This window comes from Janthinobacterium sp. SUN137 (assembly GCF_030587265.1).
GTDB classification, from domain to species: Bacteria; Pseudomonadota; Gammaproteobacteria; order Burkholderiales; family Burkholderiaceae_D; genus Janthinobacterium; species Janthinobacterium kumbetense.
Window position 1 is genome coordinate 583,849 of the sequence record NZ_JAPWHZ010000003.1, and the last position, 26,309, is coordinate 610,157.

19 protein-coding genes and 1 tRNA gene are annotated in these 26,309 nt (G+C 63.1%); 8 read left to right on the top strand and 12 right to left on the bottom strand.

Going from position 1 to position 26,309, the window contains the following annotated elements:
• Positions 1-250 precede the first annotated feature (250 nt).
• From tssK to O3298_RS17610, 4 genes are read left to right on the top strand one after another with little or no spacing between them, the layout of a single operon-like run.
• Positions 251-1,597, top strand: a complete 1,347-nt coding sequence (tssK, locus tag O3298_RS17595; protein WP_099664665.1) for a type VI secretion system baseplate subunit TssK — start codon at positions 251-253, stop codon at positions 1,595-1,597.
• A gap of 9 nt (positions 1,598-1,606) precedes the next feature.
• The gene (gene icmH, locus O3298_RS17600) at positions 1,607-2,389 is read left to right on the top strand and encodes a type IVB secretion system protein IcmH/DotU (protein WP_099664666.1); all 783 of its coding nucleotides are present in this window, start codon (positions 1,607-1,609) and stop codon (positions 2,387-2,389) included.
• The gene (gene tssI, locus O3298_RS17605) at positions 2,389-6,210 is read left to right on the top strand and encodes a type VI secretion system Vgr family protein (RefSeq protein WP_305060396.1); all 3,822 of its coding nucleotides are present in this window, start codon (positions 2,389-2,391) and stop codon (positions 6,208-6,210) included. Before icmH ends, tssI begins: the two co-directional genes overlap by 1 nt.
• A 41-nt stretch (positions 6,211-6,251) precedes the next feature.
• Positions 6,252-6,707 (top strand): hypothetical protein, encoded by a 456-nt coding sequence (locus tag O3298_RS17610; RefSeq protein WP_099664668.1) that lies wholly within the window; start codon positions 6,252-6,254, stop codon positions 6,705-6,707.
• Positions 6,708-6,712: 5 nt separating this feature from the next.
• On the opposite strand, the gene O3298_RS17615 is transcribed toward O3298_RS17610, so the two are convergent.
• From O3298_RS17615 to cysS, 11 genes are all read right to left on the bottom strand, one after another.
• Positions 6,713-7,855 (bottom strand): FAD-dependent oxidoreductase, encoded by a 1,143-nt coding sequence (locus tag O3298_RS17615; protein WP_305060127.1) that lies wholly within the window; start codon positions 7,853-7,855, stop codon positions 6,713-6,715.
• On the bottom strand, positions 7,855-10,041 hold the full coding sequence (locus O3298_RS17620; protein WP_305060128.1) for a LodA/GoxA family CTQ-dependent oxidase: 2,187 nt from the start codon (positions 10,039-10,041) through the stop codon (positions 7,855-7,857). The genes O3298_RS17615 and O3298_RS17620 overlap by 1 nt, the downstream gene beginning before the upstream one ends.
• A gap of 47 nt (positions 10,042-10,088) precedes the next feature.
• Complete coding sequence (locus O3298_RS17625; RefSeq protein WP_289906656.1) at positions 10,089-10,448, bottom strand: hypothetical protein; 360 nt, start codon at positions 10,446-10,448, stop codon at positions 10,089-10,091.
• Entirely contained in the window at positions 10,445-12,139 is a 1,695-nt protein-coding gene (locus O3298_RS17630) for a tyrosinase family protein (RefSeq protein WP_305060129.1), read from the bottom strand. The genes O3298_RS17625 and O3298_RS17630 overlap by 4 nt, the downstream gene beginning before the upstream one ends.
• 76 nt (positions 12,140-12,215) lie before the next feature.
• The gene (locus O3298_RS17635) at positions 12,216-14,261 is read right to left on the bottom strand and encodes a multicopper oxidase family protein (RefSeq protein ID WP_305060130.1); all 2,046 of its coding nucleotides are present in this window, start codon (positions 14,259-14,261) and stop codon (positions 12,216-12,218) included.
• 337 nt (positions 14,262-14,598) lie between these two features.
• Positions 14,599-14,691 (bottom strand) — tRNA-Ser (locus tag O3298_RS17640).
• A gap of 110 nt (positions 14,692-14,801) precedes the next feature.
• Positions 14,802-16,049: an aspartate kinase gene (locus O3298_RS17645; protein ID WP_034784049.1), complete on the bottom strand. Its 1,248-nt coding sequence runs from the start codon at positions 16,047-16,049 to the stop codon at positions 14,802-14,804.
• Positions 16,050-16,245: 196 nt separating this feature from the next.
• Positions 16,246-17,664 (bottom strand): tRNA lysidine(34) synthetase TilS, encoded by a 1,419-nt coding sequence (gene tilS, locus O3298_RS17650; RefSeq protein WP_305060131.1) that lies wholly within the window; start codon positions 17,662-17,664, stop codon positions 16,246-16,248.
• A 100-nt stretch (positions 17,665-17,764) separates the two neighbouring features.
• Positions 17,765-18,739, bottom strand: a complete 975-nt coding sequence (locus O3298_RS17655) for an acetyl-CoA carboxylase carboxyltransferase subunit alpha (RefSeq protein ID WP_034756951.1) — start codon at positions 18,737-18,739, stop codon at positions 17,765-17,767.
• Between the two features lie 54 nt (positions 18,740-18,793).
• Positions 18,794-19,507: a DNA-3-methyladenine glycosylase gene (locus O3298_RS17660; RefSeq protein WP_369811602.1), complete on the bottom strand. Its 714-nt coding sequence runs from the start codon at positions 19,505-19,507 to the stop codon at positions 18,794-18,796.
• On the bottom strand, positions 19,504-20,901 hold the full coding sequence (cysS, locus tag O3298_RS17665) for a cysteine--tRNA ligase (RefSeq protein WP_077402243.1): 1,398 nt from the start codon (positions 20,899-20,901) through the stop codon (positions 19,504-19,506). The genes O3298_RS17660 and cysS overlap by 4 nt, the downstream gene beginning before the upstream one ends.
• A gap of 279 nt (positions 20,902-21,180) precedes the next feature.
• Here cysS and O3298_RS17670 point away from each other — a divergent pair, with 279 nt between their 5' ends.
• From O3298_RS17670 to O3298_RS17685, 4 genes are all read left to right on the top strand, one after another.
• Positions 21,181-21,810 (top strand): peptidylprolyl isomerase, encoded by a 630-nt coding sequence (locus tag O3298_RS17670; protein ID WP_099664682.1) that lies wholly within the window; start codon positions 21,181-21,183, stop codon positions 21,808-21,810.
• A gap of 73 nt (positions 21,811-21,883) precedes the next feature.
• Positions 21,884-22,375 carry a peptidylprolyl isomerase gene (locus O3298_RS17675; protein ID WP_289915993.1) on the top strand — a complete coding sequence of 164 codons (492 nt, stop codon included), beginning with the start codon at positions 21,884-21,886 and terminating at the stop codon, positions 22,373-22,375.
• Positions 22,376-22,461: 86 nt separating this feature from the next.
• Positions 22,462-23,217 (top strand): UDP-2,3-diacylglucosamine diphosphatase, encoded by a 756-nt coding sequence (locus O3298_RS17680; RefSeq protein ID WP_077402238.1) that lies wholly within the window; start codon positions 22,462-22,464, stop codon positions 23,215-23,217.
• Positions 23,218-23,286: 69 nt separating this feature from the next.
• Entirely contained in the window at positions 23,287-24,036 is a 750-nt protein-coding gene (locus tag O3298_RS17685; protein ID WP_305060132.1) for a DUF72 domain-containing protein, read from the top strand.
• Here the strand turns inward: O3298_RS17685 and O3298_RS17690 are convergent.
• Positions 24,033-26,303 (bottom strand): hypothetical protein, encoded by a 2,271-nt coding sequence (locus O3298_RS17690; protein WP_305060133.1) that lies wholly within the window; start codon positions 26,301-26,303, stop codon positions 24,033-24,035. The two genes, O3298_RS17685 and O3298_RS17690, sit on opposite strands and share 4 nt — an antisense overlap.
• Positions 26,304-26,309: the final 6 nt, after the last annotated feature.

Sequence of the window (26,309 nt, forward strand, 5' to 3'; positions counted from 1 at the left end):
TGAAAAGTTGCTTTTTATAGTTGCTAATTGTTTATTTTTCGGAGCGTAGCATGATTTCAAAATTCACTGCGTTCGATAGAAAATACGCGAAAACTCACACTACTCACGCTAAAAACGTACCGTACGCACCATTCTTCAAGATAATGTTAAGGTTCTTGCAGTTGCGAAAAAAGCACCAAGTTGCGCGATGCGAAGCATGATTTTCAGTCGCTGCCGCGCGCCTCACTGTGTCTGGCATAGAGGGCAATTCATGAGCATGGCAAACAAATTGTTATGGGGCGAAGGGCTGTTCCTGCGGCCCCAGCATTTCCAGCAGCAAGACCAGTACCACGAACAGCGCCTGCACGAGAGCGTCAAGGCGCTGCACCCGTACGCGTGGGGCGTGAACCAGTTGCAGATCGACCGCGATGCGCTGGCCAACAACAGCTTGCGCCTGCTGGAACTGTCGCTGGTCTTCCAGGACGGCGAAATCTACAACGCCGCCGGAAGCGATGACCTGCCCGACGCACTCGATCTGGGCAACTTGCCGTCGTCGCTGCAATCTGTGACCTTCCACGCCGCCTTGCCGGCTTTCAAGCCATTCGGCGGCAACTTCGCCGCCAGCGGCCAGCCCAACAACGCGGCGCGCTACGCCCAGGCCAATCTCAGCACGCCGGACCTGTACACCCAGGCCGCGCAGGCCGAACTGACCTACCTGAAAAAAACCCTGCGCCTGGTCGCCGATGCCGAACCGCGCGATTCCTACGTCAGCTTCCCCCTGCTGCGCCTGCGGCGCCTGTCGACGGGCGGCTTCGAGCAGGATCCGGCCTTCGTGCCCCCCAGCCTGTCCATCCGCAGCGCGCCCCTGCTGTTCCTGCAACTGCGCCGCCTGATCGACGCGCTGCAAGCCAAGGTCAACGCGCTGTATGGGCATCACCGCGAACCGAGCAAGAGCGTGATCGAATTTCGCTCCGGCGACATGTCCTCGTTCTGGCTGCTGCACACGGCCAGCGCGGCCTACGCCTCGCTCAGCCATTACTTCCATCATCCGGCGCTGCATCCGGAGCGCCTGTACGAGCAGCTGCTGGCCCTGGCGGGCGGCTTGATGACCTTTTCACGCAGCCATGCGCTTGCCGACCTGCCTCCGTACCGGCATGCCGATCCCGGACCGTCGTTCGCCCAGCTGCACGCCATGATCCGCGAATTGCTCGACACCGTGATCTCGTCGAAATATTTCGCCATCGCGCTGACGGAAACCAAGCCGTCCTACCATCACGGCAAGCTGGACTCGGAAAAGATCGATGCCAAGACGGCGTTCTACCTGGGCGTGTCCGCCGACATGGCCGGCGTGGAACTGGTCGACGTGGTGCCGCTGCGCTTCAAGGTGGGCGCGCCGGACGACGTGGAAAAATTCGTCCTGTCCGCCCTGCCCGGGGTGCGCCTGCAGCATGCGCCGCAGGTGCCGGCCGCCGTGCCGGTGCGCCCCGACATGTTTTATTTCACCATCGAGGCCAAGGGCCAGATGTACGAACGCATGCTGCAGGCGCAGTCGCTGCTGGTGTATGTCCCTTCCGGCATGCGTGAACTGAAACTCGAACTTGTTGCCGTCACTTCCTGAGGTCCAACGATGCACTCCAGCGCCCCCCCTTCCCTGATGTCCGGCAGCCAGGCCGCCTATGCCGCCAGCATGGCTGCCGGCCCCGGCACCGAACACACCTTGATGGACTTGATGTACGACGGTTTTTACGCCCTGTTCATGCTGAAGAACGGCAGCGGACCGCAAGACAATGCCGATTTCATCAGCAAGATGACGCACTTCCTCGATGAGTTCAGCCGCGGCGCGAAAAAACAGGGCGCGTCGGCGGACGACATCGACGCCGCCAAATATGCGTTCTGTGCGGCCGTCGATGAAATCATCCTGCGTTCGCCCTACAGCATCCGCGACGAATGGGCGCGGCGGCCGTTGCAGCTGGTGCTGTTCGGCGACCAGCTGGCCGGCGAAAACTTCTTCATCCGTCTCGAAGCACTGCGCGCGCGCGGCAGCGCGCACCTGCAGGCGCTCGAAGTCTTCCACATGTGCCTGCTGCTGGGTTTCCAGGGCCGCTACATCCTCGAAGGCCCGGAAAAACTCAATTACCTGACGGCGCGCCTGGGCGACGAAATCGCCCAGATGAAGGGCAAGAAAACCGGCTTCGCCCCGCATGCGGAGCGGCCCGACCAGATCATCCACAAGCTGCGCAACAACGTGCCGCCATGGGTGCTGTGCTCGGTGTTCGCCCTGATCTGCGCACTGGGCTACCTGGGCCTGCGCACCATGCTGGCCAAACAGACGCAAGCGCAGATCAATGCCTACAACGACATCGTCAAGCTGGCGCCGCGCGTGGCTAACCTGAGCATTACCCTGCCGTGATGGGCGACGCACAACAAACCCCCGCGGCAACGGGCCAGTTCGGCACGGGCCTGAGCCAGCACGCACGGCTTATCACCCTGGCCACGGCCCAGCAATCCGGGCAGCCGGAATCGCTGATGGCGGAACAGTTCGAAGGCCGCGAGGCCGTCAATGAACTGTTCCGCTTCGAGGTCGATGCCCTGAGCACCGCGGCCAGCCTGGACCTGGCCTCCTTCATCGGCGAGGAAATGACGCTGTGCCTGCTGCAGCCCGACGGCAGCCAGCGCGCCTGGCACGGCATCTGCACCGATTGCGCCTGGCTGGGCGCCGACGGCGGCGTGGCGCGCTACCGGCTGCGCCTCGAGCCGGCCCTGGCCCTGCTGCAGCTGCGCCGCGACAGTTACATTTTCCAGGACAAGAATGCGCGCGACATCGTCACCGAGCTGCTGGCCGACTACCCGCAGCTGCGCTTCGCATTCGATGTCAGCCAGGCGCTGGCCACGCGCGCCATCTGCACCCAGTACCGCGAAAGCGACTTCGATTTCTTCGCGCGCCTGCTCGCTGCCGAAGGCCTGAGCTGGCGCTTCGAGCACGACCAGCCCGGCGGCGCGCAGGACAGCGGCGATGGCCAGGCCCAGGCCAGGCACAAACTGGTGATCTTCGACAGCAAGGCCACCGCGCCGCAGACGCCGGGCGGCGCCGACATGCGCTTTCACGGCGTGCGCGCCACCGATACGGACGACGCCATCGACCGCTTCGGCGCGCGCCGCCAGGTGCAATCGAACGCCGTCAGCATCAGCAGCTGGGACCCGGCGCAGGTGACGGCCTCCGCCGCCGAGCAAGTCTCCAGCCTGGAGGCCGGGCAATTGCCGCAGCTGGCCGTGTATGACGGCGCCGGCGAGCGCCTGCACGCCGACCGCGCGGCGGCCGGGCCGCACAGCGAGCGCATGCTGCAAGCCCTGGAACTGGACAACAAGCAGTTCGACGGCGCCGGTACCGTGCGCCGCCTGGCCGCCGGCCACGCCATGCGCCTGCTGCAGCACGAGCAGCATGCCGATGGCGCCAACGCCTTCACCGTGCTGTGGGCCGAGCACCAGGCGCGCAACAATACGGGACCGGCCGGCGCCAGTCTGGGCGACATGCTGTCGAAGCTGGCCAGGACGGCCGGCCTGGGCGGCGTGGCCGACTGGATCGCCGGCCAGATCGAACCGGGCACCTACCGCAACCGCTTCGGCTGCGTGCGCGCCAGCGTGGCCATCGTGCCGCGCGCCACGGCCGCGCGCGCGCCGGCCGTGGCGCTGGGTCCGCAGACGGCGCTGGTGGTGGGCCTGGCCGACAGCGTGGCCACCACGGGCCGCGACCACCAGGTGCGCATCCAGTTTGCCTGGCAACGCGGCAGCGCCGCCAATCCGGGCGGCCTGGCGCACAACACCGACCAGCAGGGCAACGCGCCCGGCAACGAGGCGTCCGGCGCCTGGGTGCGCGTGGCCGAAGCGCTGGCTGGCCCGAACTGGGGTTCGCAATTCACGCCGCGCCTCGGCACCGAAGTGCTGGTCGACTTCATCGAAGGCGACATGGACCGCCCGCTGGTCGTCGCCCAGCTCTACACGGGCAGCGACACGCCGCCGTATGCGGCCGGCGAGGATTCGGGCGTCAACCACGCGGGCGTCCTGTCGGGCATGCACAGCCACAATTTCGACGGCGCCGGCTACAACCAGTGGGTGCTGGACGATACCCAGGGCCAGCTGCGCACCCGGCTCGCTTCGAGCAGCGCCGCCACCGAGCTCAATCTGGGCTACCTGGTGCAGCAAGGCGCCAGTTCGGCGCAACGGGGCAGCTACCGCGGCAGCGGCTTTGAGTTGCGCACCGATGCCTGGGCCATGTTGCGCGCCGGCGAAGGCGTGCTGCTCTCGACCACGGCGCGCGCGCGCCAGGGCGCTGGCGTGGCGTCGAGCCAGCTCGACACCAGGGAGGCGCTGGCCCTGCTGCGCGGCGCCTGTGAACTGAGCAAGACCGTGGCGACATCGGCAAGCCAGCAAAAAGCCCTCGTCAGCAAGGATGCGAACCAGGCGCAGCTGGACATGGCGAAGCAGATCGACCCGCAGCAGGATGGCAAGTACCAGGCCAGTGTCGGCGGCCAGGAAGCCAGCAAGGCGGGCAGCGGCACGCGCGCGCCCGATGCGGCCCAGCCCGTGGAACGCTACGCCCAGCCGCTGGTGCTGATGGAGTCGCCCAGCAGCATCAACTGGGCCACGCCCGCGTCGACGGTGATATTCGCGGGCCAGCAGCTGCACTGGACGGCGCAGGCCGACCTGCACATGACGGCCGGCCAGACGGTCGCCTCGGTGGCGGCCAACGCGGCCACGCTGTTCAGCCAGGAAGGCGGCATCAAGGCCGTCGCTGGCAATGGTCCCGTCTCGCTCGAAGCGCATACCGACCAGCTGGAAATCCTCGCCGATCAAGCCGTCACGGTGATCTCCGTGAGCGATAGCATCGACATCAAGGCCAACCAGAAAATCGTCCTGCAGGCGGGACAATCCTCGATCACGCTCGAAGGCGGCGACATCACCTTCCGCTGCCCCGGCCATTTTACGGTCAAGGGCGGGCAGCATCTCTTCAATGGCGGCGCCAGCGCCGCGGCCGGCCTGCCGCCGTTGCCGGACAGCCGCTTGAAACTGTTCGACGAAGGCTTCGTGCTGAAAGACCGCGACACGGGCGAACTGATGGCGCGCCAGCCGTATCGCGTCAAGCGCGCCGATGGCAGCATCGAAACGGGCATGACGGACGCCAGGGGCCTGACCCACATCGTGGCCGCTGCCGCCGTCGAGGCGCTGGTGATCGAACTGCTCAAGTCGCCGGGCCAGTTGCCCGAGACGGAGAACGGCCCAGACCAGGCTCCTGCACCCAGCTCGGACACGCGCGCCAAGGCGCCCGCGCCCGGCACGACGGCCAAGGCGCCGCCCAACCCCGAACCGAAATTCAAGGCAACGGGTACCTCCAGCACCAGCCCCGTCGACAACAAGCAGCGCAAGGAAGTGCTGATCAAGCGCCCCGCCTGCTGGATCGCCGACTATGAAAAGGAGATTAGCGTCTCCAGCGTGCCGCGCTACAACAACACCTTCGGCGCCACTGGCGCGCCGCATAACTATTTCGACACCGTGCGCTACAAGATCTACGTGCCCGTCAAGTCGAATACCGGCATCATCGCCGAATTGCGCGTCAAGGTGATCACGGTGCTCGAGCCGGCCGACCAGGCGCTGGAAGACCGCGAGAAGGGTACCCCGCAGGCCGCCACGCGGGCCAAGCAACGCGCCGCCGTCATCAAGTACGTCAAGGGCATCGCCACCACAGGGCTGGAAAGCCACTGGAACAATAAATTCCAGATGAAAATCAGCGATCCGGAATGCGGCACGCGCACCCTGCCCATCATCTACCGCGTCGTTTATGTGGAGAGCAACGAGCACTACGTCATGCAGATCCACAAACGCTACGACCGCGAAAGCGTGACGGGGACCATCATCGACGTGTCCGCCTCGACCGATGGCCAGACACACGCCCATGAATTCGGTCACTGCTATGGCCTGCCGGATGAGTACTCGTATGTGGAAGGAGACGACGAGACCGTCAAATACAAGAAGCCGGACGGCAGCTGGGATGCGCCCGTGCCTTCGCTCTCGGACGATGAGGAACCGGAACCGGCCGCTGCCAACATCATGAACTCGGCCGGCTCCATCGTCATCCGTGACCGGCATGCCTGGCAGATCGCCATCGAAGTGCAGGACTTGCTACGGACGAAAATAGGACGGCAGATCAAATGCGATATCATCCTGAACGGCTCCTAATCGCACTGCTCGCAGTGTCCCTACAACTCCCAGGAAACGCCATGCCGAACGACATCCTCTCCATCAGCGCCCACTGCATCGATAATCCAGCCTGCATTTTCACGGGCAGCGACATGCGCATCGAGGTGGTCATCAAGAATATCGGCAATGGGGAAGTCGGCTATCCGCTCCAGTACATGCAAGCGCGGGGACCCAATATGCGCCTGATCGACAACGCGAGCGAACAAAGCCAGGTATTGAAGACGGGCCTGGCCAATCACGCGCTCAAGCGCGCCTTCACCCCCATCGCGCCGGGCCAGTCGATTGCGCTGCAAAGCGTCATCAAGCACACCGAGCTGCGCATGTTCCGTACGGAATTCGTCGACGTGACGGCAGAAATCGGCGTCTCGGCCGGCATCCAGACGGCGGGCAGCGAGGAAGCGCTGCCCTTCAAGGGCGGCGCCAGCCTGAAGATCATCGGCAGGGATACGCTCGAACGCGAAGCGCAGCGGCGATAAGACCGCTAGCGCGCCTGCGCACCCGCATGCAGCTGGCGCCAGAACGGCGCGGCGGGCCAGCGCTGCTCCCAACCGTAGTACTGCTGGCGCTGCGCCAGGTAATCGGCGTAGCGCTGCGCCACCGTGTGCGCCACCGCGTCCAGGGTGGCGTGACCGGCGATGGCGCCAGCGGCCGCCATGCCGTTGGCGAGCGCCTTGACGATGCCTTGCGAGGTGACGGGATCGTAGGCCGAGGCGGCGTCGCCGATGGCCAGCCAGCCGTCGCCATGCAGTTGCTCGAGGCAGTAGGACGGCGCGGGAAAACTCTGCACGCCGCCTGCCAGCGGCACCGCGCCGCGGGCCAGCGCTGCCGTATTGGGCGCGGCCGCCAGCCCTTCCAGCCAGTGCGCGACATGCTGCAAGCGCCGCGCCTTGACGGTGGCCGCGTCGCTGTAGAACGCCAGCAGCATGGTGGCGTCGGGCAGATGGGCGCCATACCACCAGCCATGTTCGACCGCTTCCAGGTGCGTCAGGCCGGAACGAGGGCCGTCGGGGGCGGCGAAGCGCATGGCCAGACAGACCAGCGGCAGCGTTTCCACCTTGCGGCTGCCGCGCTGGCGCGCGAAGACGGCGCGCGTGCCGCTGGCGTCGACCACCACATCGGCATGGATGCTGGCCGGTTGCGGGTGCGCGAGATCGCCCAGCATCAATTCCAGGGTAAAACCGCCGCCTTGCGCCGGGGCCGACGCGGCCAGGCTGGCGCGCAGCAGCACTTCCGCCCCGCGCAAGCGCGCCTGGCGCGCCAGGAAGCCATTGAAACGGGAGCGCTCCAGGTGCCAGCCATGGCCCAGTGGATGCAGCAGCGCGTCGTTGTAGCCGCGCTTGTCGCTGCCCCACCAGGAACAGCTGCCATGGCAAGGCGCGTGCGCCTCGGCGAAAAAATCCTGCACAATGCCCAGCGTGTGGAACAGACGGTTGGCTTCGGGCGGAATGCTTTCGCCGATGCGAAATTGAGCGTAGTCGCCCGCCTCGATCACGAGCACGTCGTGCACGCCATGCTGCGCCAGCGCCAGCGCGCAGGCGCAGCCCGCCGGGCCGCCGCCGATGATGGCGACCCGGTAGCGCTGCCGCGATGGCCCTGCCGCGCCGGGACTGTCTGCGGCCGCCATCAGGGCTTCGGTTTCGGCTGCGGCTTCGGCCGGTACACCTTGTCGATGGCCGTGTTGCGCCAATACTCGACCAGGTTGCTTTCATCGCTGTCGAACAGGCTTTCGACTTCCAGGTAGTAATCCTTGCAGATGGCCTTTTCGCCCGCCTTGCGCGCAATCGCCGTGCTTTGCACGACCACGCCGATGCGGTGCCAGTTCAGCAGGAACTGCGCGCGGTCCTGGTAGCGGCCCACATGCATGGCGGGCCGGTCGATTTCCGCATTTTCCGGGGTGGTCGACGGCACCCCATCGGCCCGCGTGCCCTTGCCGCGCACGGAATAGCGCGGCGTCGCCAATTCGCCGCCATTGGCGACGACGTCCTCGTACGTGTACACGGCCACGGGCCGCTGCGCCGGCCAGGAGGAATACAGCAAGGTATTGTAGCCATTGCCATTGAGCGCCGTGGCCGCATCGATCGCCGGCTGGTTATTGAGCACCGTGCCGCCGGGATTCGGGTCGGGCAAATGCGTGGCGCACGAGTTGTAATCGGTATGCCACGGCAAGGCCATGAACTTCGACACATCGCCGGGCTGCACCTCGCCGCCGCGCAGCGGCATGTAGCCGGCGCCGAGGAATGGCTGGTCCCTGACGGCGGCCGCGTAATCGAGATGCTGGGCATTGAGGCGGAACGGGCCGCCAGCATCATGGCGCCGCCACGCCTGCCGGTACAGGCCGGGGTCGCGCACGATAAAACCCATCTCGATGCCGGGGCTGTAGCGGCCGCCCAGGCAGTTGAACAGGACTGTACGGTCGAGCGCTTCGCCCGCGCCCAGCAGGAAATCGCCGCTGTCGGCCACATACTGGCCATGTGCCCACTGGTCCATGAAAAAATACTGGGCCCGGGTCAGGGTCAGCAGGCTGCTGCCCGCATCGCCCAGCGACAGCGGCATTTGCGGCTTCAGCGACGGCGCGCCTGTCTGGTCGGGATGGCGGATGAAATTCATGATCGGGTAGGTCAGGCCTTCCGCCTTCATCTTGCCCAGCAAGTCGTGCTCCTTGATCGCCCTGGCCGGCAAGCTGGTCGTCCAGCGCTGCAGCGAGGCCGCGCGCAGGATGGGCTGGACATCGGTGCTGAAATTGCTCCGGTAGCCCGCCTGGTAGCGGCCGTCCGCATGGACGGCGGGCCGCAGCGCCATCTTTTCCAGCCAGGTGCAATACAGGTCGTCCCACAGCGATACGACGTTCGCCGTTTGCGGCGCGTACGACGGGTCGCTCGATATCACCCAGGCACTGCCCTCGACGCTGCGCGCCGTGCCGTCGGCAAAGAGCAGCATGGCCGTGACGGGACCATCGGCCACGTCATCGAACCAGTTGTCGTTGTTGACATTGTCGTGCAGGACGGCGGCGGCCGAATAATTGCCTTGCGCGTCGAAGCCGCAGGCCTTGCCATAGCCGCCCAGCACCAGCAATCGTCCATTCTTTTCCGTCGTGATGGCGCCCAGCGAGACGATGATGGCGCCAGGGCCCTGCGCCGGCGCGCCAGGCTGCCCGCCGCGCGGGAACGACACGGGGTAGTCGGGCAGGCTGCGCACGGCGCCGCTGGCCGCATCCGCGCACGACGGCGGCGTCGATGTGTCGAACTGCTGCACGCCCTGGCGCGAAGCCTGCACGCTGCGCGGTCCGGGATCGATGACCAGCAGCTTCAGGCGCAGCGGGTCGGCCGGCGTGCCGAAGTGCGGCGAGCCTGGCGTGCCGAAGGCCGGATTGCGCAGGGCTGGCGCGCGCTGGTTTTCAAACGGCGCCACGCCGTCCCCGCCCTCCCAGCTATTGGTTTTCTTGTTGGCCAGGTGCACGGTCCAGACGATATCCTTGACGATCTTGCCATCGACCATGCTGCCGATGGCCACTTCGGCCGCCGCGCCCCGCCGGCCCAGCGGGTAGCTTTCCACGCCGTCCGCCGCGTCGAACGCATATTGGTAAATCCGGAAGCGGGCCGCCTGCCGCTTGAGCTTTCCGCCGGCGTCGCGCAACTCGGTGCTGGCGATGGTCGTGTCTTCCGTGCCGGGCCGGATCGGCAAGCCTCCCGTGCCATCCTGGCCATCGAGCGGCATGCCGGCCAGGCTTTCCGGGCCCAGATAGTATTCTTCGCTGTTGCCGACGCGGGCGATGCCGATGGCCGGGTGAATTCTCAAACCTGTGTATGCCATGCTGAACTCCTGATCATCAAGGGTGTCTGTGCCGGTTGGCCTGAGAGTCACGGCTGCATGCCGTCCCTCACCCACTGGTCGAAGATATCGATGCCTTCCTGCGGCATCGGCCCGTCGGGCGGCATCGGGTGCGGCGCGGACATGACATACTCGCCTTCCCGCCCTCCCGGTGCGCGCAGGCGGTGCCCGGCATCCACCCGCCATTTTGCGTTGCGGCTGTCATAGTCGTAACCGTGGATGGCCACCTGGATTTGCCAGGCAAACGCCTTCACGCTCGCATAGTCATTCAGGTACAGCCGCTGCACGCCCGTCGACTCGGGGTTCGACAGCTTGATCTTGTTCATGTCGGCCACGTAGCGGGAAAACAGGCCCTGCACGTCGCGCTTGAAGCTGGTCCGTTCGCTCATGGCTTGCTCTCCTCATACGTGGGTTCGGCAGGTTTGCGGCGGTCGACGACCTGGATCACGGGCGTGGAAAAATCGCCTTGCCGTATCAGGCCGCGACCCTTGTCATTCGTGGTGATGGCCGCCGTGATGCGCCAGGCCTGCCTGCGCTTCTTGGGAACCAGGCTGTCGACGATGCCGGTGATATCCGTTTCGATGACATATTTATCATGCTGGTGGGCGCCGGACAAGGCCCAGTGGCTGGTGCTGGTGACCAGGTAGCGGTCGCGGAACGCCTTGTCGCCGATGCGCGCAGTCACCTTGGCGGGATACAGGTAGATATCGGCCTGAAAACTGTAGTCCTCGTCCGCATGCGCGCGGTCCAGCACCATGTTCGCCCGCTTGTCGCTGGCCACCCGCCGCGCCGGGATCGTGTAGGCGCTGGTCACGGTGAGGTCGGGCCTGGCGACCGCCCCATCGGCCGCATCGTCGCTGAGCAGGGCGGCGAACAGGCTTTTCTGGTTATCGCCGAATACAAACCCCGCCTGCTGGTGCCGGTCGATCAAGGCCTGGATATCCTTCTTGCGGGCAAATTCGCCGCCATAGCGCGGCTGGAAGCCATAGCCTTGCCGGAGGGTGTCGAAGTACAGCACCGCCTGGCCCATGTTGGCCGTATAGTCGCCCGAATCGCTGCGCTGGGCATCGCCGCTGCCGGCGCTCCAGCCGATGGGCCGTGGCAAGCTGGCGTCCTGTTCGCTGCGCATGAACGCCGTGCGCCCGCTGCCGCGTATGCCGGCGTCACCATGCTCGTCCAGCCACTTCTCGAAACTGTAATCGAGGAAATTATGGAATGCATAGAACAGCGGATCGAGGCCGGCCGTGACGTTGTCGCCCATATTGCCGCCCATGTAGGTGGCGTGCATGTGATTGTGGATCTTCGTCTCCAGATTGCCGCCGCCCAGGCTGCCGTATTCGTCGCCGCCAAAATCGGCCCAATCCATGTAGTAGATCTGGTAGGCCAGCAAGTTGGGGGAAGCCGTGGCCAGCGAGCTGTCGAGCCCCTCCCTCTTGCGTGTGGCATCGTACAGCGGCGAATCGACATCCTCGAAGGCTTTCGGATAGCGCACGCCGGAAGGCTTGCGGGTGAAGTTCCAGTACGGCAGCGCGACGTTGCGCGTGCTGGGGCCCCGTTCGCCGTTCGGGTCGGCCGCCTGCAGGGCTTGCTCGTAAAAGTACAGCTGCGCCCGGTGCCATTGCAGGAAGGTGTTCTTCTGGTGCTCGCACTCGCCCGGGAATTCCTCGTGGGCATTGTCCTCGGTCGCCACCTTGTCGATGAAATAAGCAATGTCGCAACTGTTGCGCGTCGGATCGCCCAGCAACTGCTTCAGCCTGTCGCCGGGCAAGGCCGCCTGGCGGTCATAGAAGACGTCGACGGAGGTGCAGTTATGCACCCAGGCTTGCCACAGGAAGCCGCGCCGGTCATACACGTTTTCCTGGCTCTTGCGTTTCATCTCGCTCACCGCATGCTTGAAGGCGTCAAGCTCGGCCGGGGTCAGTTCATCGATATTCTTGCGGTAGCGCACGACGCGCGCGCCACCCGGCTCCGCCTGGGCCTGCAATTCTGGGCGGCAAGATACGCCAGCCTGCGCCTGTACCGCGGTGCAGACACCCGCGCACAGCAAGCCGGCCAGGAGGGGAAGGAGGGAAGTTTTCATGCGTAACATGGGCAGTTGCTCCAGAGGCAGGTTGGGAAAGGCGGAAGCGCGCCGGACGCGCTGCCGCCAGGAACGGTCAGTGTCCGTGTCCGCCCGCGTCGCCGCCGCCCTTGCCATCCGGCAGTACCACCTTGACGTTTTGCATCATGCCCTGGTCTTCATGTTCGAGGATGTGGCAATGCAGCACGTATTCGCCGATGTAGCGCTGGTAACGCGTGGCGATCTCGATCTTGTGCTTTTCGATCACCAGCAAGGTGTCTTTCCACGTGCCGATCAGGTCCTTGTATTGCGCATCGACCGCGCCGCCGTCGGTACGGGTAATGCCGATGATCTGGAAGGGGTTGACGTGGATATGGAAGGGGTGGCTGCCATTCTTCGAAGCGAGCTCCCAGATCTGCTCGGTGCCCAGCACCAGCGTGTGGTCGACGCGGTGCGGGTCATAGACATACTTCAGCTCGGGTATCGGCGAGTCTTCCGGCTTGCCTTCCACCATGAAGCGGGCCTTGCCGCCCAACTTGGCGATATTGAAGGTCACATACTCCTTCTTCTTGCCGCGCATCGCGTCCTTTGCCGCCGCGCTGAAGCCCGCATGCGGGACGAACTTGCCGAGCTTGAGACCATTCTCCAGGTCGCCAAGGATCGTGCTCTTGACGCTATCGGGCAACTGGGCGCCGGGCAGGCTCTGGACGGCATTGCGCAACTCGGCCAGCAGGAAATCGCGCGGCGACTCGCCCGACCTGACGCGTGCGGATGCCTTGGCGTTGGTCCTGGCGGCGATCACGCCGATCAGGCGCGTGTTGTTGACGTCATGCATCGTCGTCATGTTGTTGACGTTGGTTTCCGCATATACGCAATAGGCGCCGGCTTTCGGCAGCGAGAACAGGATATCGCTGCGGTAGCCCGGCTGCAGGTAGTTCAAGGTCTTGGGGATGATCCTGTCGTGCGTCAAGCCGTCGCTGGCCACCTCGAACTGCGTGACGTCCTCGCCATCGCATAGCTCCATCACGTCCTTGTCCTGGTTGGCCACGCTGAGCGCCTTGAACAGCTTTTGCGGATCGTTCGCGCGGCGGATGCGCAGCACCACGGTTGCCTGGAAACCCGTGTCGATCATGCGCCAGCGGTACAGGCGCTGCGTCTTCATCTTCAGCACCGGCTGCACCTTGCCGTTGACGGAGGTATAGCGGCCCGACTTCAGCCAGGCATTCGGATCGTTGACCTGACCGAAATCCTCCAGCACGCCTACCCCGTCCGTGGCGCACGGCGTCGTCGGCGTCAGGCTGTTGCTGGGGCAGTCATAGGGAATTTGCTGCAGCAGCATCACCTCGCCAGCGCTGCCGCTGCCATCGTCGGGCTGGAATGGCTTCAGTATCACATCGAGGTCGCCATTCGCCGTGGCGCTCGGATAACGGTCGCCTTCGACCACCAGCGCGCCGGCCATGCCGCTGGCGACCTGCATCGCCGTCGCGCCATGCTGGTGCGGGTGATACCAGAACGTGCCGGCCGGATGGTCGATGGGAATATTGTATTCGTACTCGAAATCCACGCCAGGCTTGATCGATATCAACACGTTGTCGCTATTGCCCGAGGGCGAGACCCACAGACCATGCGAGTGCAGATTGGTATCGTTGAAGCAGCCAATGGGACGCGCTGCATTGATATCGCTCGTCGCGCACTGCTCGTCCGGCAGCGCCGGCAACTGGTTATGCAGCTTGAAGCGCACGGTTTGCCCCGGCGCCATCACCACGGTGGGCGCCATGAAGGTGGCCGCATTCTCGTCGCGTCCATCGAGCGCCAGGCCGTCCGTCTGCTGGTAGGAGCGCAGGCGCACCTTGTCATGCTTGGCCGTGGTCGGGTTATAGATGCTGCCGTTGGCGTAGCGGATGTACAGGTCGTACGCTTTCTCGTACTCGTCGCGCTTGCTCGCCGCGCGGTTGGCGGGCCTGGCGCGCGCCTTCAGCTTCGGCGGCTCCTGCAGCAGGCGCAGCTCGAGTTTGGGCACGGACTGCAGGCTCAGGTCGACATTCAGATTGACCGTGCTTTCCGCGGCGAAGGCGGCACTGCAAGCGAACGGCATGGCGGCCAGGCACAGCGACACGTACCTGCGGGGAAGGCGGTGGGACATGACAACTCCTCGATTGGACTGGACAATGGAAGCATGGCGGGGCATGCGTATTTTTATTAATAACATTGCCATTATCCATAATGACAAAGAGTCAATACTCACACTAAGTCACTTGTTGTATTTATTGCTGAGGGAATGGCGCCGGTGGGGGCGCTGGCTGCTGCAGCCTGAGATGGGGGGACGGCGTTGGCCGCTGCGCGGCCAACGGCCCGCGCGGAGCGCGGTGGTTGGGCGATTCGGAGAGGGCTGGGCCGGCACGGCCCCGCCCTTCGAATCCCACCGTTCCGTCCAGACAAATAAAAAAGCCTCCCGCAGGGGAGGCTTTTTTATTTGATTCTGGCGGAGACGGTGGGATTCGAACCCACGATACAGGTATAAGCCGTATGCATCCTTAGCAGGGATGTGCCTTCGGCCACTCGGCCACGTCTCCTAGCTGATTACTCAACTATGTCTCTGTAGCTAACTGCGCTGCAGCGACGAACGTCATAATATCGATTGCCCCCCCTTTGGTCAAGGGCGTGGGGCAATATTTTTGGATATTTAAGCTTTTTCCAGCTCGAACGCTTTATGCAGCGCGCGCACGGCCAGTTCCATGTACTTTTCATCGATCAGCACGGAGATCTTGATCTCGGAAGTGGAGATCATCATGATGTTGATGCCCTCTTCCGACAAGGTACGGAACATTTGCGACGCGACGCCGACATGGCTGCGCATGCCCACGCCGACGACGGACAGTTTCGACACTTTCGCGTCGCCCGTGATGCTGGCCGCGCCCAGCGATTCGCGGTTCGCTTCCAGCACGGCCAGCGCGCGCGCGTATTCGCCGCGCGAGACGGTGAAGGTGAAGTCCGTTTTACCGTCTACCGACTGATTCTGTATGATCATGTCGACTTCGATGTTCGCGTCCGCCACCGGTCCCAGGATGTGGTACGCCACGCCTGGACGGTCGGGCACGCCGAGCACGGTGATTTTGGCTTCATCGCGGTTGAAGGCGATGCCGGAGATGACTGCTTGTTCCATGTTTGTATCTTCCTCAAACGAAATCAGGGTGCCTGAATTGGCTTCTATTTCCAGCGGCAACATCGGGTCGGTCAGCGACGACAGCACGCGCGTGGGAACGCGGTAGTTGCCGGCAAATTCCACCGAGCGCGTCTGCAGCACTTTGGAACCCAGTGAAGCCAGTTCCAGCATTTCTTCAAAGGTGATGGTCTTCAGGCGGCGCGCCTCGGAGACCACGCGCGGGTCGGTCGTGTAGACGCCGTCGACGTCCGTGAAGATCAGGCATTCGGCCGCCTTCATGGCGGCGGCGATCGCCACGGCCGAGGTGTCCGAACCGCCGCGGCCCAGGGTCGCGATGTTGTCGTGTTCGTCGACGCCCTGGAAACCGGTAATGATGACAATCTTGCCTGCATCGAGGTCGCGTTTGACTTTTTCGTCATCGATCGACTGGATGCGTGCCTTGGTAAAGGCGGAATCGGTCTTGATCGCGACTTGCCAGCCAGCATAGGATACGGCTTGTTTGCCGATCGCCAGCAATGCCATCGACAATAGGCCGACGGACACTTGTTCGCCTGTCGAGGCGATCATGTCAAGTTCACGGGGATCGGGTTGATCCATGATTTCCTTGGCCAGTCCAATCAGGCGGTTGGTCTCGCCCGACATGGCGGATGGCACCACCACGATTTGATGCCCAGCGTCGTGCCACTTGGCAACGCGCTTGGCGACATTCTTGATACGGTCAGTCGAGCCCATCGACGTACCGCCATATTTGTGGACGATTAAAGCCATAAGAGTGAAGTTTCCGCTCAAGAAGAATAAAAAAGGAGGGCTTTACTCTACATGCCGCAATGCAAAATAACAAGCTAAAAAGCGCATTAGCTCATACCGATTGCGTATATGGAAATAACCAATCCATGCAGTCGAGAGCGCATGGGCAGCCGCTTGGCAGCCACCCCGGGAGTGGCCGTGGCGGCTGCCCTTACGCTCAGCAGGAGACCCAGCGCAAAGCCACGCGGGGACGATCCAGCAAGCTCAGGCAATGGCAATCGAGGCCAATACCAGCCGCGAACAGCAATTGTTGCGCCGCACAGACAAGGGGCAGGCGTTCGCGCTCCCAGGCGGGCACGTCAAACGCCTGGTAATGGTATTTCAAGCTCTTGGTGGGACGGTTCAAGGCCAGCTTCAAGCGCTCGCCGCCCTGGCGGAAATCGATGGTCAAGGTTTGAGATTGCAACCAGGCAATATCGATACCCTGCCCGCCCTCTTCCACCGCATCGAAATGCAGCACGCCGCCATACGCGGGAAAGGCCAGGCTGGCTTCGCCTTTCCATGCAAACTCCTGGCTGGCTTTTTCCAGGCCGGGAATGCCCGCATCGTCACGCTCGCGCATGCCGGCCAGGTCATCGAGCTTCGGCGTCAGGTACAGACGGTCGCGGTGGCGCCGCACGTGGCATTCGGGATGCGTGACCAGCAATTGCGCATCGGGCCGCGCCTCCAGCAGCTGCGCCAGCATTTCCACCAGCCACGCCGTCGACGGCATGCGCAAGCCGCGCGTGCCGAACCAGTGGCGCAGCAGGTTGTAGCAGCGGTCCGCGCTCAGCGCGCGCAATTTCGCCAGCTCGATGCAGTCGCCGTCGAGACAGGCGGCCAGGTCCTGCGTCGCCAGTTCCGTCAGCAGGCGCTGCGCCGATTGCGCGTGCTGGGCGCTACGGGCGAAGCGCTCCTGGAAACCGGGAAACGCCTGTGCCAGCACGGGCATCACCTGGTGCCGCAAGGCATTGCGGGCGAAGCGGGGATCGTCGTTCGACTCGTCGTGGATGTGCGCGATCGCGTGTTTCGCCACGTACGCTTCCAGTTGCCTGCGCGACACGGGCAGCAGCGGACGCGCCATCACCAGGTCAGGATTGCCCAGCAGCTCGGGCGCGCTGTTGGCGCCATCCATGCCGGACAAGCCCGCCGTGCCGGAGCCGCGCAGCAACTGCAGCAACACCGTTTCAGCCTGGTCATCCTGGTGGTGCGCCGTCAGCAGCAGGCGCACGCCATGCGCGGCGCACAGCTCGCCCAGGGCCGCGTAACGGCGCTTGCGGGCCGCCTCTTCCGTGCCCGTTTTCGCATTCTTTTCCAGCGTGACCTTGCGTGCCTCGAAGGCGATGCCCATGCCGACGCACAACTGCCCGCAGTGCGCCAGCCACGCATCCGCGTTCGGGCTCAGGCCGTGGTGCACGTGGAACGCGTGCAGGGCCACGCCGTGCTCTTGCGCCCAGGCATGCGCCAGGTGCAACAGGGCCGAGGAATCGAGGCCGCCGCTGAGGGCGATGCCGACCGCTTCGCCGGCTTGCGGTCCGCAAGTTGCCAGCGCGCTGGCGAAGATGTCGGCGACGGTGGCGTTTTGTTGCTTTTTCATAAGACTCCTGGAATGCAAAGAGGGACAGGTGGCCAAACGAGTGATGTCGCTTGGCTGCCTGTCCCTGGTGTTCTTGCTGCCGGCCTACGCCGGCGATGGTTTACTCGCTCGGCGTGGTTTCCTTGAACTTGCCGTAGCTCAGCAGTTTTTCATGGCGCGCGGCCAGCAAGTCCTTGGTTTTCATGCCGTGGAACTGGCGCAGGGTGTCGGCCAGTGCGCGTTTCAGCAAGGTCGCCATCTGTTTCGGATCGCGGTGGGCGCCGCCCAGCGGTTCGTTGATGATCTTGTCGATCAAGCCCATGGCTTTCAGGCGGTGCGCCGTCAGGCCCAGCGCTTCGGCCGCGTCGGAGGCGCGCTCGGCACTCTTCCACAGGATCGAGGCGCAGCCTTCCGGCGAGATCACGGCATAGGTCGAGTATTGCAGCATCAGCACGGCATCGCCCACGGCGATGGCCAGCGCGCCGCCGGAACCGCCTTCACCGATGATGGTGGCGATCAGCGGCACCTTGAGTTCCGCCATCACGTACAAGTTGTGGCCGATGGCTTCCGACTGGCCGCGCTCTTCCGCGTCGATGCCGGGGAAGGCGCCTGGCGTGTCGACGAAGGTAAAGATCGGCAAGTTGAACTTTTCAGCCACTTTCATCAGGCGCATGGCCTTGCGGTAGCCTTCCGGCTTCGGCATGCCGAAATTGCGCATGGCGCGCTCTTTCGTGTCGCGGCCCTTTTGATGGCCGATGACCATGCACGGCTGGCCGTTGAAGCGGGCCAGGCCGCCGACGACGGACAAATCGTCCGCGTAGCTGCGGTCGCCATGCAATTCGTGGAAATCGGTAAAGATTTCATTCACGTAATCCATGGTGTAGGGGCGCTGCGGGTGGCGCGCGATCTGCGCCACTTGCCAAGGGGTCAGCTTGGCGTAGATATCCTTGGTCAGTTGCTGGCTCTTCTTGGCCAGGCGGTCGATCTCTTCCGAGATGTCGACGGCCGAATCGTCTTGCACGAAGCGCAACTCTTCGATCTTGGAATCGAGTTCCGCGATCGGCTGTTCAAAATTGAGGAAAGTCGTTTTAGTCATTGTACCTCCAGGTTTTACCGGCCACGGCGCCAGGGCGCGCGGCGTCATCTATGTTTATTTTACCGTACCGGCTGGTGCGCCGGGGGCTGTATCGGATGCGGCAGGGGCGGCTGCAGGGTCGAGACTGCGCCACAAATACCACGTCGCCACGGTGCGCCACGGTTCCCAATTGGCGGAAACTTCGCGCGCATCGCTGCGGGAAACTGGTTCGCCGGAGAAATAATTGACGCTGATGCCCTGGATCAAACCGGGGTCGTCGAGCGGCAAGACATTTGGCCGGAGCAGATTAAATATCAGAAACATCTCGGCTGTCCAGCGGCCGATGCCGCGGATTTGCACCAGTTCGGCGATGACGGCTTCGTCATCCATCTGGTCCCACTGGCTCGCGTGCACGCGCTTGGCCTTGAAATGGTCGGCCAGGTCGAGGATGTATTCGGTCTTGCGTTTGGACAAACCGCAGGCGGACAACTGCTCGGCGCCTGCCTTCAATACTTGCGAAGGCGTGCATTTCGGGCAAGCCAGCAGCAGCTTTTTCCAGGCAGCATCCGCCGCCTTGGGCGTGATCTGCTGCCCCACCAGCGAACGGGCCAGGGTAGTAAACGGGTCGCTATGGCCGACCAGGTGCAGGTCGCCAAATTGCGGGATGAGCTTTTTCATGATGCGGTCGCGCTTCATCAGCTCGATCTTCGCCTCTTCCCAGTAATGCGGCACCTGGATCACCTGCGCCGCCACCGGGGCTTCCCCGTTTTCCCTGGACGTTGGCATCATGCGCGGCGCCAGTTGGTCGAGCCGTCAGGCTTGTCTTCAAGAATGATGCCCGCAGCCAATAATTCGGCGCGGATCTTGTCGGACTGGGCAAAGTCGCGCGCCTTTTTCGCAGCACTGCGCGCCGCGATGGCCGCTTCGATGCCGGCCGCCTCATCCTGGCCGCCGTCAGCGGCGCCGACGGTTGCTTGCAGGAATTGTTGCGGCGTGCGCTCAAGCAAGCCGAACACGCCCGCCAGGCCCTTCAATTGACGGGCCAGGGCCGGCGACTTGCTCTTGTTGACTTCCGTTGCCAGGTCGAACAGGGCGGCCACGGCCAGCGGCGTGTTGAAATCGTCGTCCATGGCTTCGCGCACGCGCACGGCATGGGCTTCGCTCCAGTCGATGGCGCCCTCTTCCACCGCCACGTCGGCCAACGCCGTGTACAACCGGGTCAAGGACAGGCGCGCGTCGTCGAGGTGCACGTCCGAGTAATTCAGGGGGCTGCGGTAGTGCGCGCGCAGGATGAAGAAGCGGATCACTTCGGCATCGAATTTTTGCAGCACTTCGCGGATGGTGAAGAAGTTGCCCAGCGACTTGGACATTTTTTCATTGTCCAGGCGCACGAAACCGTTATGTATCCAGTAATTGACGCTGGTATGGCCGAACGCGCCTTCGGATTGGGCGATCTCGTTTTCGTGGTGCGGGAATTGCAAGTCCGCGCCGCCGCCGTGGATGTCGAATTGTTCACCTAGCAAGGCGCACGACATGGCCGAGCACTCGATATGCCAGCCCGGGCGGCCCTTGCCCCACTTCGAATCCCATTTGACTTCTTCCGGCTCCGACTCTTTCGACGACTTCCACAGCACGAAGTCGAGCGGATCGCGCTTGCCCGTGTTGACGTCGACACGCTCGCCCGCGCGCAGGTCGTCGAGCGACTTGCCCGACAGCTTGCCGTAATGGGGGAAATTGCGCACGGCATAGTTCACATCGCCATCCGCGCCCTGGTAAGCCAAATCCTTGGCTTCCAGCTGTTCGATCAGGCGCAGCATCTGCGGCACGTATTCGGTGGCGCGCGGCGTGTGGTCGGGCGTCAGGATGCCCAGCGCGGCCGTGTCTTCATCCATGTAGCGGGTGAAACGCGTCGTCAGCTGGGAAATCGTCTCGCCGTTTTCCACGGCGCGGCGGATGATCTTGTCGTCGATGTCCGTAATGTTGCGCACATAGGTGACATCGAAGCCGGACGCCTTCAGCCAGCGGTAAATGACGTCGAACGCCATCATCATGCGCGCATGGCCGATATGGCAATAATCGTAGATGGTCATGCCGCACACGTACATGCGAACCTTGCCCGCTTCCATCGGGACGAATACCTGCTTCTCGCGAGCCAGGGTGTTGTAAATCTTTAGATTGCTCATCGTGCTTTGCAAGTGGAGCGGTCGCCAGCCTGGCAAAACGACAGACAGGCGCGGACACCGGGGGTGCCGCGCCACAGAACTGCCGTGTGCGCCGAAGACTGTACGACCCGCTATATTGTTGTTCTTGTTTGTTAGAATTAGGGCGTTAGCGGTCAAGTATAACATTGATAAAAACCATACTGGCCCGATATGAATCAGGTTTTTACGATGTTCAACCGAATTTTCACTTCTTTACAATTAAAGCAAGTTTAAAGAAAAATAACGATCAAGGACGCCTTCATGCAAGAAATCAAATCGAAACGCCTGTCTTTCCTGGCCCGCTTTTGCACCCTGTTTGCCGGCCTGACCCTGGGCAGTGCCGTCGTGGCAGCCGCTCCGGCGACCGCCGTCGACCCAACGCCGCACGTGGCCCTGAAAACAAGCATGGGCGAGATCGTGCTGGAACTGGACCAGGAAAAAGCACCGAAAAGCGTGGCCAATTTCCTGCAGTACGTCAACAGCGGTTACTACAAGGGCACCGTATTTCACCGCGTCATCGATGGCTTCATGATACAGGGCGGCGGCTTCGACAAGAACATGAAGCAGAAACCGACGAAAGCGCCGATCAAGAACGAAGCGCAGAACGGCTTGCAGAACGTAACCTACAGCATCGCCATGGCGCGCACGGGCGACCCGCATTCGGCTACCGCGCAATTCTTTATCAACGTCAACGACAACGGCCCGCTCGACTACCCTGGCCGCGACGGTTTCGGCTACACGGTGTTCGGCAAAGTCGTCAGCGGCATGGACGTGGTCGACAAGATCAAGGCCGTACCCGTGGCGGACAAGGGCCCGCACCAGAACGTGCCCGTCACCCCCGTGGTGATCGAATCGGCGACTTTACTCAAGACAGCGCCCGCAAAACTGTAAAATAGCGTTTTTGCGGCGCCCGCCTGCCTGGCGCCGCTGAATCAATTATTCATCCAATTTATTAAGGATCATCATGACCTCCGTCATCATCACCACCAATCTGGGCAAGATCACCGCTGAACTGGACGCCGAGAAAGCACCGAAAACGGTTGCCAACTTCCTGGCCTACATGCAAGCCGGCCACTACGACAACACGATTTTCCACCGCGTCATCGACGGCTTCATGATCCAGGGCGGCGGTTTCGAGCCAGGCATGAAACAAAAGCCAGCCGACACCACCGTGGAAAACGAAGCCAAGAACGGCCTGAAAAACGATACCTACACCCTGGCCATGGCCCGCACGTCGGACCCGCACTCGGCATCGGCCCAGTTCTTCATCAACATCAAGAACAACAGCTTCCTCGACTACCCAGGCCAGGACGGCTGGGGCTACGCCGTGTTCGGTAAAGTCACCGAAGGCAAGGAAGTCGTCGACGCCATCCGCGCCGTGAAAACCTCGCGCGCCGGCATGTTCGCCGATGTACCAGTCACCGATGTCATCATCGAAAAAGTCGAAGCAGTTTAATTCGGCCACTGCACCATGACTAACAGGCATTGCAGCGTTTGCGCCTCTCCATGTACATCACTTTTTGGGAGCGTTGAACGATGACAATGCCTGCCGCACTCTTTATTTCCGACCTGCATCTGCAGAGCTCGCACCCGCGCACCAGCGCGGCGTTTCTTTCTTTCCTGGAACACCATGCGCAATATGCGCAAGCGCTGTATCTATTAGGCGACCTGTTCGAATACTGGGCCGGCGACGATGACCTGGAAGACCCGTTCAATGCGCGCATGACGGCCGCCATCCGCGCCGTCAGCGATGCGGGCGTGCACGTCTACTGGATCGCCGGCAACCGCGACTTTCTCGTCGGCTCCGGCTTTGCCGCCGCCGCCGGCGCCACCCTGCTCAGCGAACCGCACGTGGCCACGCTTGCCGGCCGGCGCATCGTCTTGCTGCATGGCGACGCAGAATGCACGAAAGACGTCCAATACATGGAGTTTCGCGCCATGGTGCGCCAGCCTGCCTGGCAAAAACAGTTTTTATCCATGCCGCTGGCGCAGCGCAAGGCGATCATCGACGGCTTGCGCAAAAGCAGTCGCGAGCACAATGGCGAAAAATCCATGGACATCATGGATGTCACGCCCGATGCCGTAGCACAAGTATTTGCCGAACATGCGAGCACCGTCATGATCCACGGCCATACGCACCGCCCCGCCCTGCATAAAGTTGACGAAACCTTGCGCTATGTCTTGCCCGACTGGGAATGCGACGTGACGCCGCCACAACAGCCACGCGGCGGCTGGATCGCCATCGATGCGCGCGGCAACATCACGCGCCATGACTTGAACGGCGACATCATCGACTAGGCTGGCGCCGACCACGTCACGGGCGTTTTTCCGATAGCCGAACCCGCCCGACCTTGCTGTAATGGCAGCATGCATACTCATTACGTCGGCACGGCCGGCTGGAGCCTGTCCAGCGCCGCCGCCAGCCACTTCCCCCTCGATGGCAGCCACCTGCAGCGCTATGCCCAGGTCTTGCCCTGCGCGGAAATCAACAGCTCTTTCTACCGCTCGCACCAGAGCGCCACTTACGCGCGTTGGGCCGCCAGCACACCCGAGCACTTCCGTTTCAGCGTGAAATTGCCGCGCAGCATCACGCACGAACGGCGCTTGCGCAACTGTGCGGCCGAACTGGATCGCTTTGCGGGAGAAGTCATGCAACTGGGAAATAAATTGGGCTGCGTGCTGGTGCAGCTGCCGCCCAGCCTGCGTTTCGAGGCGGACGTGGCCGTGCAGTTTTTTCAGGCGCTGCGCCAGCGCTTCGGCGGCATGCTCGCTTGCGAGGCGCGCCACCCAGGCTGGTTCGCGGCGGAAGCCACCGAACTGTTGACCGTGCAGCGCATCACGCGCGTGCGCGCCGATCCGCCCTCCGGCCAGCCGGGGCCGCACGTGCCGACGACGGAAGTGACCTACCTGCGCCTGCACGGCAGCCCGAAAATATACTATTCCGACTACCCGGCCGATTGCCTGACGGCGCTGGCCGCTGAATTGCACGCACAAACACAGGCGGATAGCTGGTGCATCTTCGACAACACGGCGGCCGGAGCCGCCCTGTTCAATGCGCTGGATTTGCAGGCGCGGCTGATGGAATTGCCAGCCGCGCCTGCGCACCACCCCACCTAAGGCAAGGGCGTCTGGACGATGGCGCGGGCGGTATAGCCATACAGGGTACCGTTGCCAAAAGCCACGATGTCCACGATGGGATTGCCCCATGCCAGTTGCGGTGTGGAAATGACCCCGGCCGTATCGATCTTGCGCACGCCATCCTGGCCGCTCAGGTACAGGTTGTCGGCCTTGTCGATGGCCAGGCTGGGTATGCCGGCAAAGGACAGGCTGCCCACGCCAGGTGCACCGTCGATATTTTTAGTCGAGTACAGGGTGCCGGCAAACACGCTCACGGCGCCGGAACGATTCACCTTGAATACCACCTGATGATAATAGTCATCAAAATACATCTCCCCCTTGCTGTCAAACACCATGCTGTAGGGCAGAATATCTTGCAAGCCGAAATCGCTGTCGCTGAAGGAGCGCGCGAGCGTCTCAAAAGATACAAACAAGGAAAATACGCCACCGGGCGGGCGCCGGTAAATGCCCTCGCCGAAGGACTCCGTCCATGTGATATAGCCATCCTTGTCAATCGCCAGGATATACTGCTGAATGCCTGTCATTCCAGTCGGCAATTGCTCGATGGTGGACATGACCCCGTCAGCGTTGATCTTGCGCAAATTAAATGAAGATACATTCGGTGCCCTGTCCGCCACATACACGGCGCCATCCGCACCGCAAGCGATCGCCACGGGGCTGAGCATGGTCGAGCTGAGCCGTGGTCCGTCATCGCTGCCCGCGCGGCCGGCAATCCCCGCATGGACTTCCAGCTTGCCATTCGGCGCGAGCCGGCGCAATACCTTGTTGGCCGCATCGAGCAGATAGACATTCCCTGCAGGGTCGCTGCACATGCCCGATGCCCTGACCGCACCCACGCGGGCTGCCGCGCCCACGCCGTCCGCCGGCCCGGCTTCGCTCAGAATGACCGGCACGGTCGTAATCCTGTTGCCGGCATCCACCCGGTTCAGCCGTTGCAAGGCAAAATCGAAGACCAGCATGGCGCCTGAATTCTCGCGCAATATCAGCGCGAGGTTTTTCCAGTCGACAGGTTTCCCCGCAGCATCAGGCACCAGGCGCCCCACGACCGTCGTCACCTCGCCATCGGGCGCCATGCGGCGAATGGCGTCGCGGTCGACCAGCAACAAATTGCCGTTGCGCTCGAACACCATACTGCGTACGCCCCTGAAGCTGGCATTGACGCCCTTGCCATCGTAGCCAGTCGTTCTCGCATTGCCAGCCATCAGGGAAGCCTGGCCATTATCAAGGCGATATATCTTGCTGCCGCCATAGTTGCTCAAATAAATGAGACCGCTGGCATCGACCGCAATCTGACCAACCTGCCCTGCCCGCAGCTGGCTGTTCGGTTCGAAAAACATGACATGCACGGAGCTGACCACGCCATCTGGCGTCACCCGGCGAAGCTGGAACTGCCCATCATCGACGAGCAGCAGATCGCCATTACGCTCCACGGCCATGCTGGAGATCCATCCGAACCCCGCTTGCGCTCCCGGCCCATCGGCATACACCGGCGTGCCATTCGGCTCGGGCGGTATCGCGCTGCAATTGGCGCGGCGCTTGCCGGCCAAAGTAGTGACCACCCTTTCTGGCGTAATTTTGCGCACCAGTCCATTGCAGCTGTCGCCCACGTACAAATTCGACTTGTCGTCGATCGCCAGCGGTGCACGCCCGCCGCCCATGTAGAAAGTCGCGCTGATCCCAGGCCCGTCAACGGCACCAGCCTTGCCCGGCACGCCGGCGTAAATACTGAGGCTGCCGTCAGGGGTGAGCTTGTGGATCACCTGCGTGGACGAATCGGCGAAGTAATAATTGCCCGCGCCATCCTGCACCATGCCATCGACACGCTGGATCCGCTCCTGCACGCCCGCCAGCACGATGGGCAGGCAACGCACGGCCAGGGTGCTGACGTCGGCGCTGCCCATCGTTGCCGCGCCTTGCGCGATGCTGCAGCCCAGGCCGGCGGAAGCGCTGTCGACCTTGCCTAGATACGCCGTGCCCGCCGCCAGCTTGCCGGCAAAACTGAAGGGACCGTTGGCCGTGACGGTCACTTTATCAGTGCCGTTCGCCAGCACGACGCTAGCGCCAGGCAGCAAGCCGCTGACCGTGCCACCGAGCAGGTAACGCGTCGTTTCAACGGCAGGCGTGGTGGACGGCGTGGCCGTGCCGCCGCCGGAACCGCCGCCGCAGGCGCTCAGCACCGCCAACAGGGCGGCGCCGCAACCGGCACGCCTGAACAGGTTTTGTACTTCTCCAAAGCAATTTATCATTTCTGC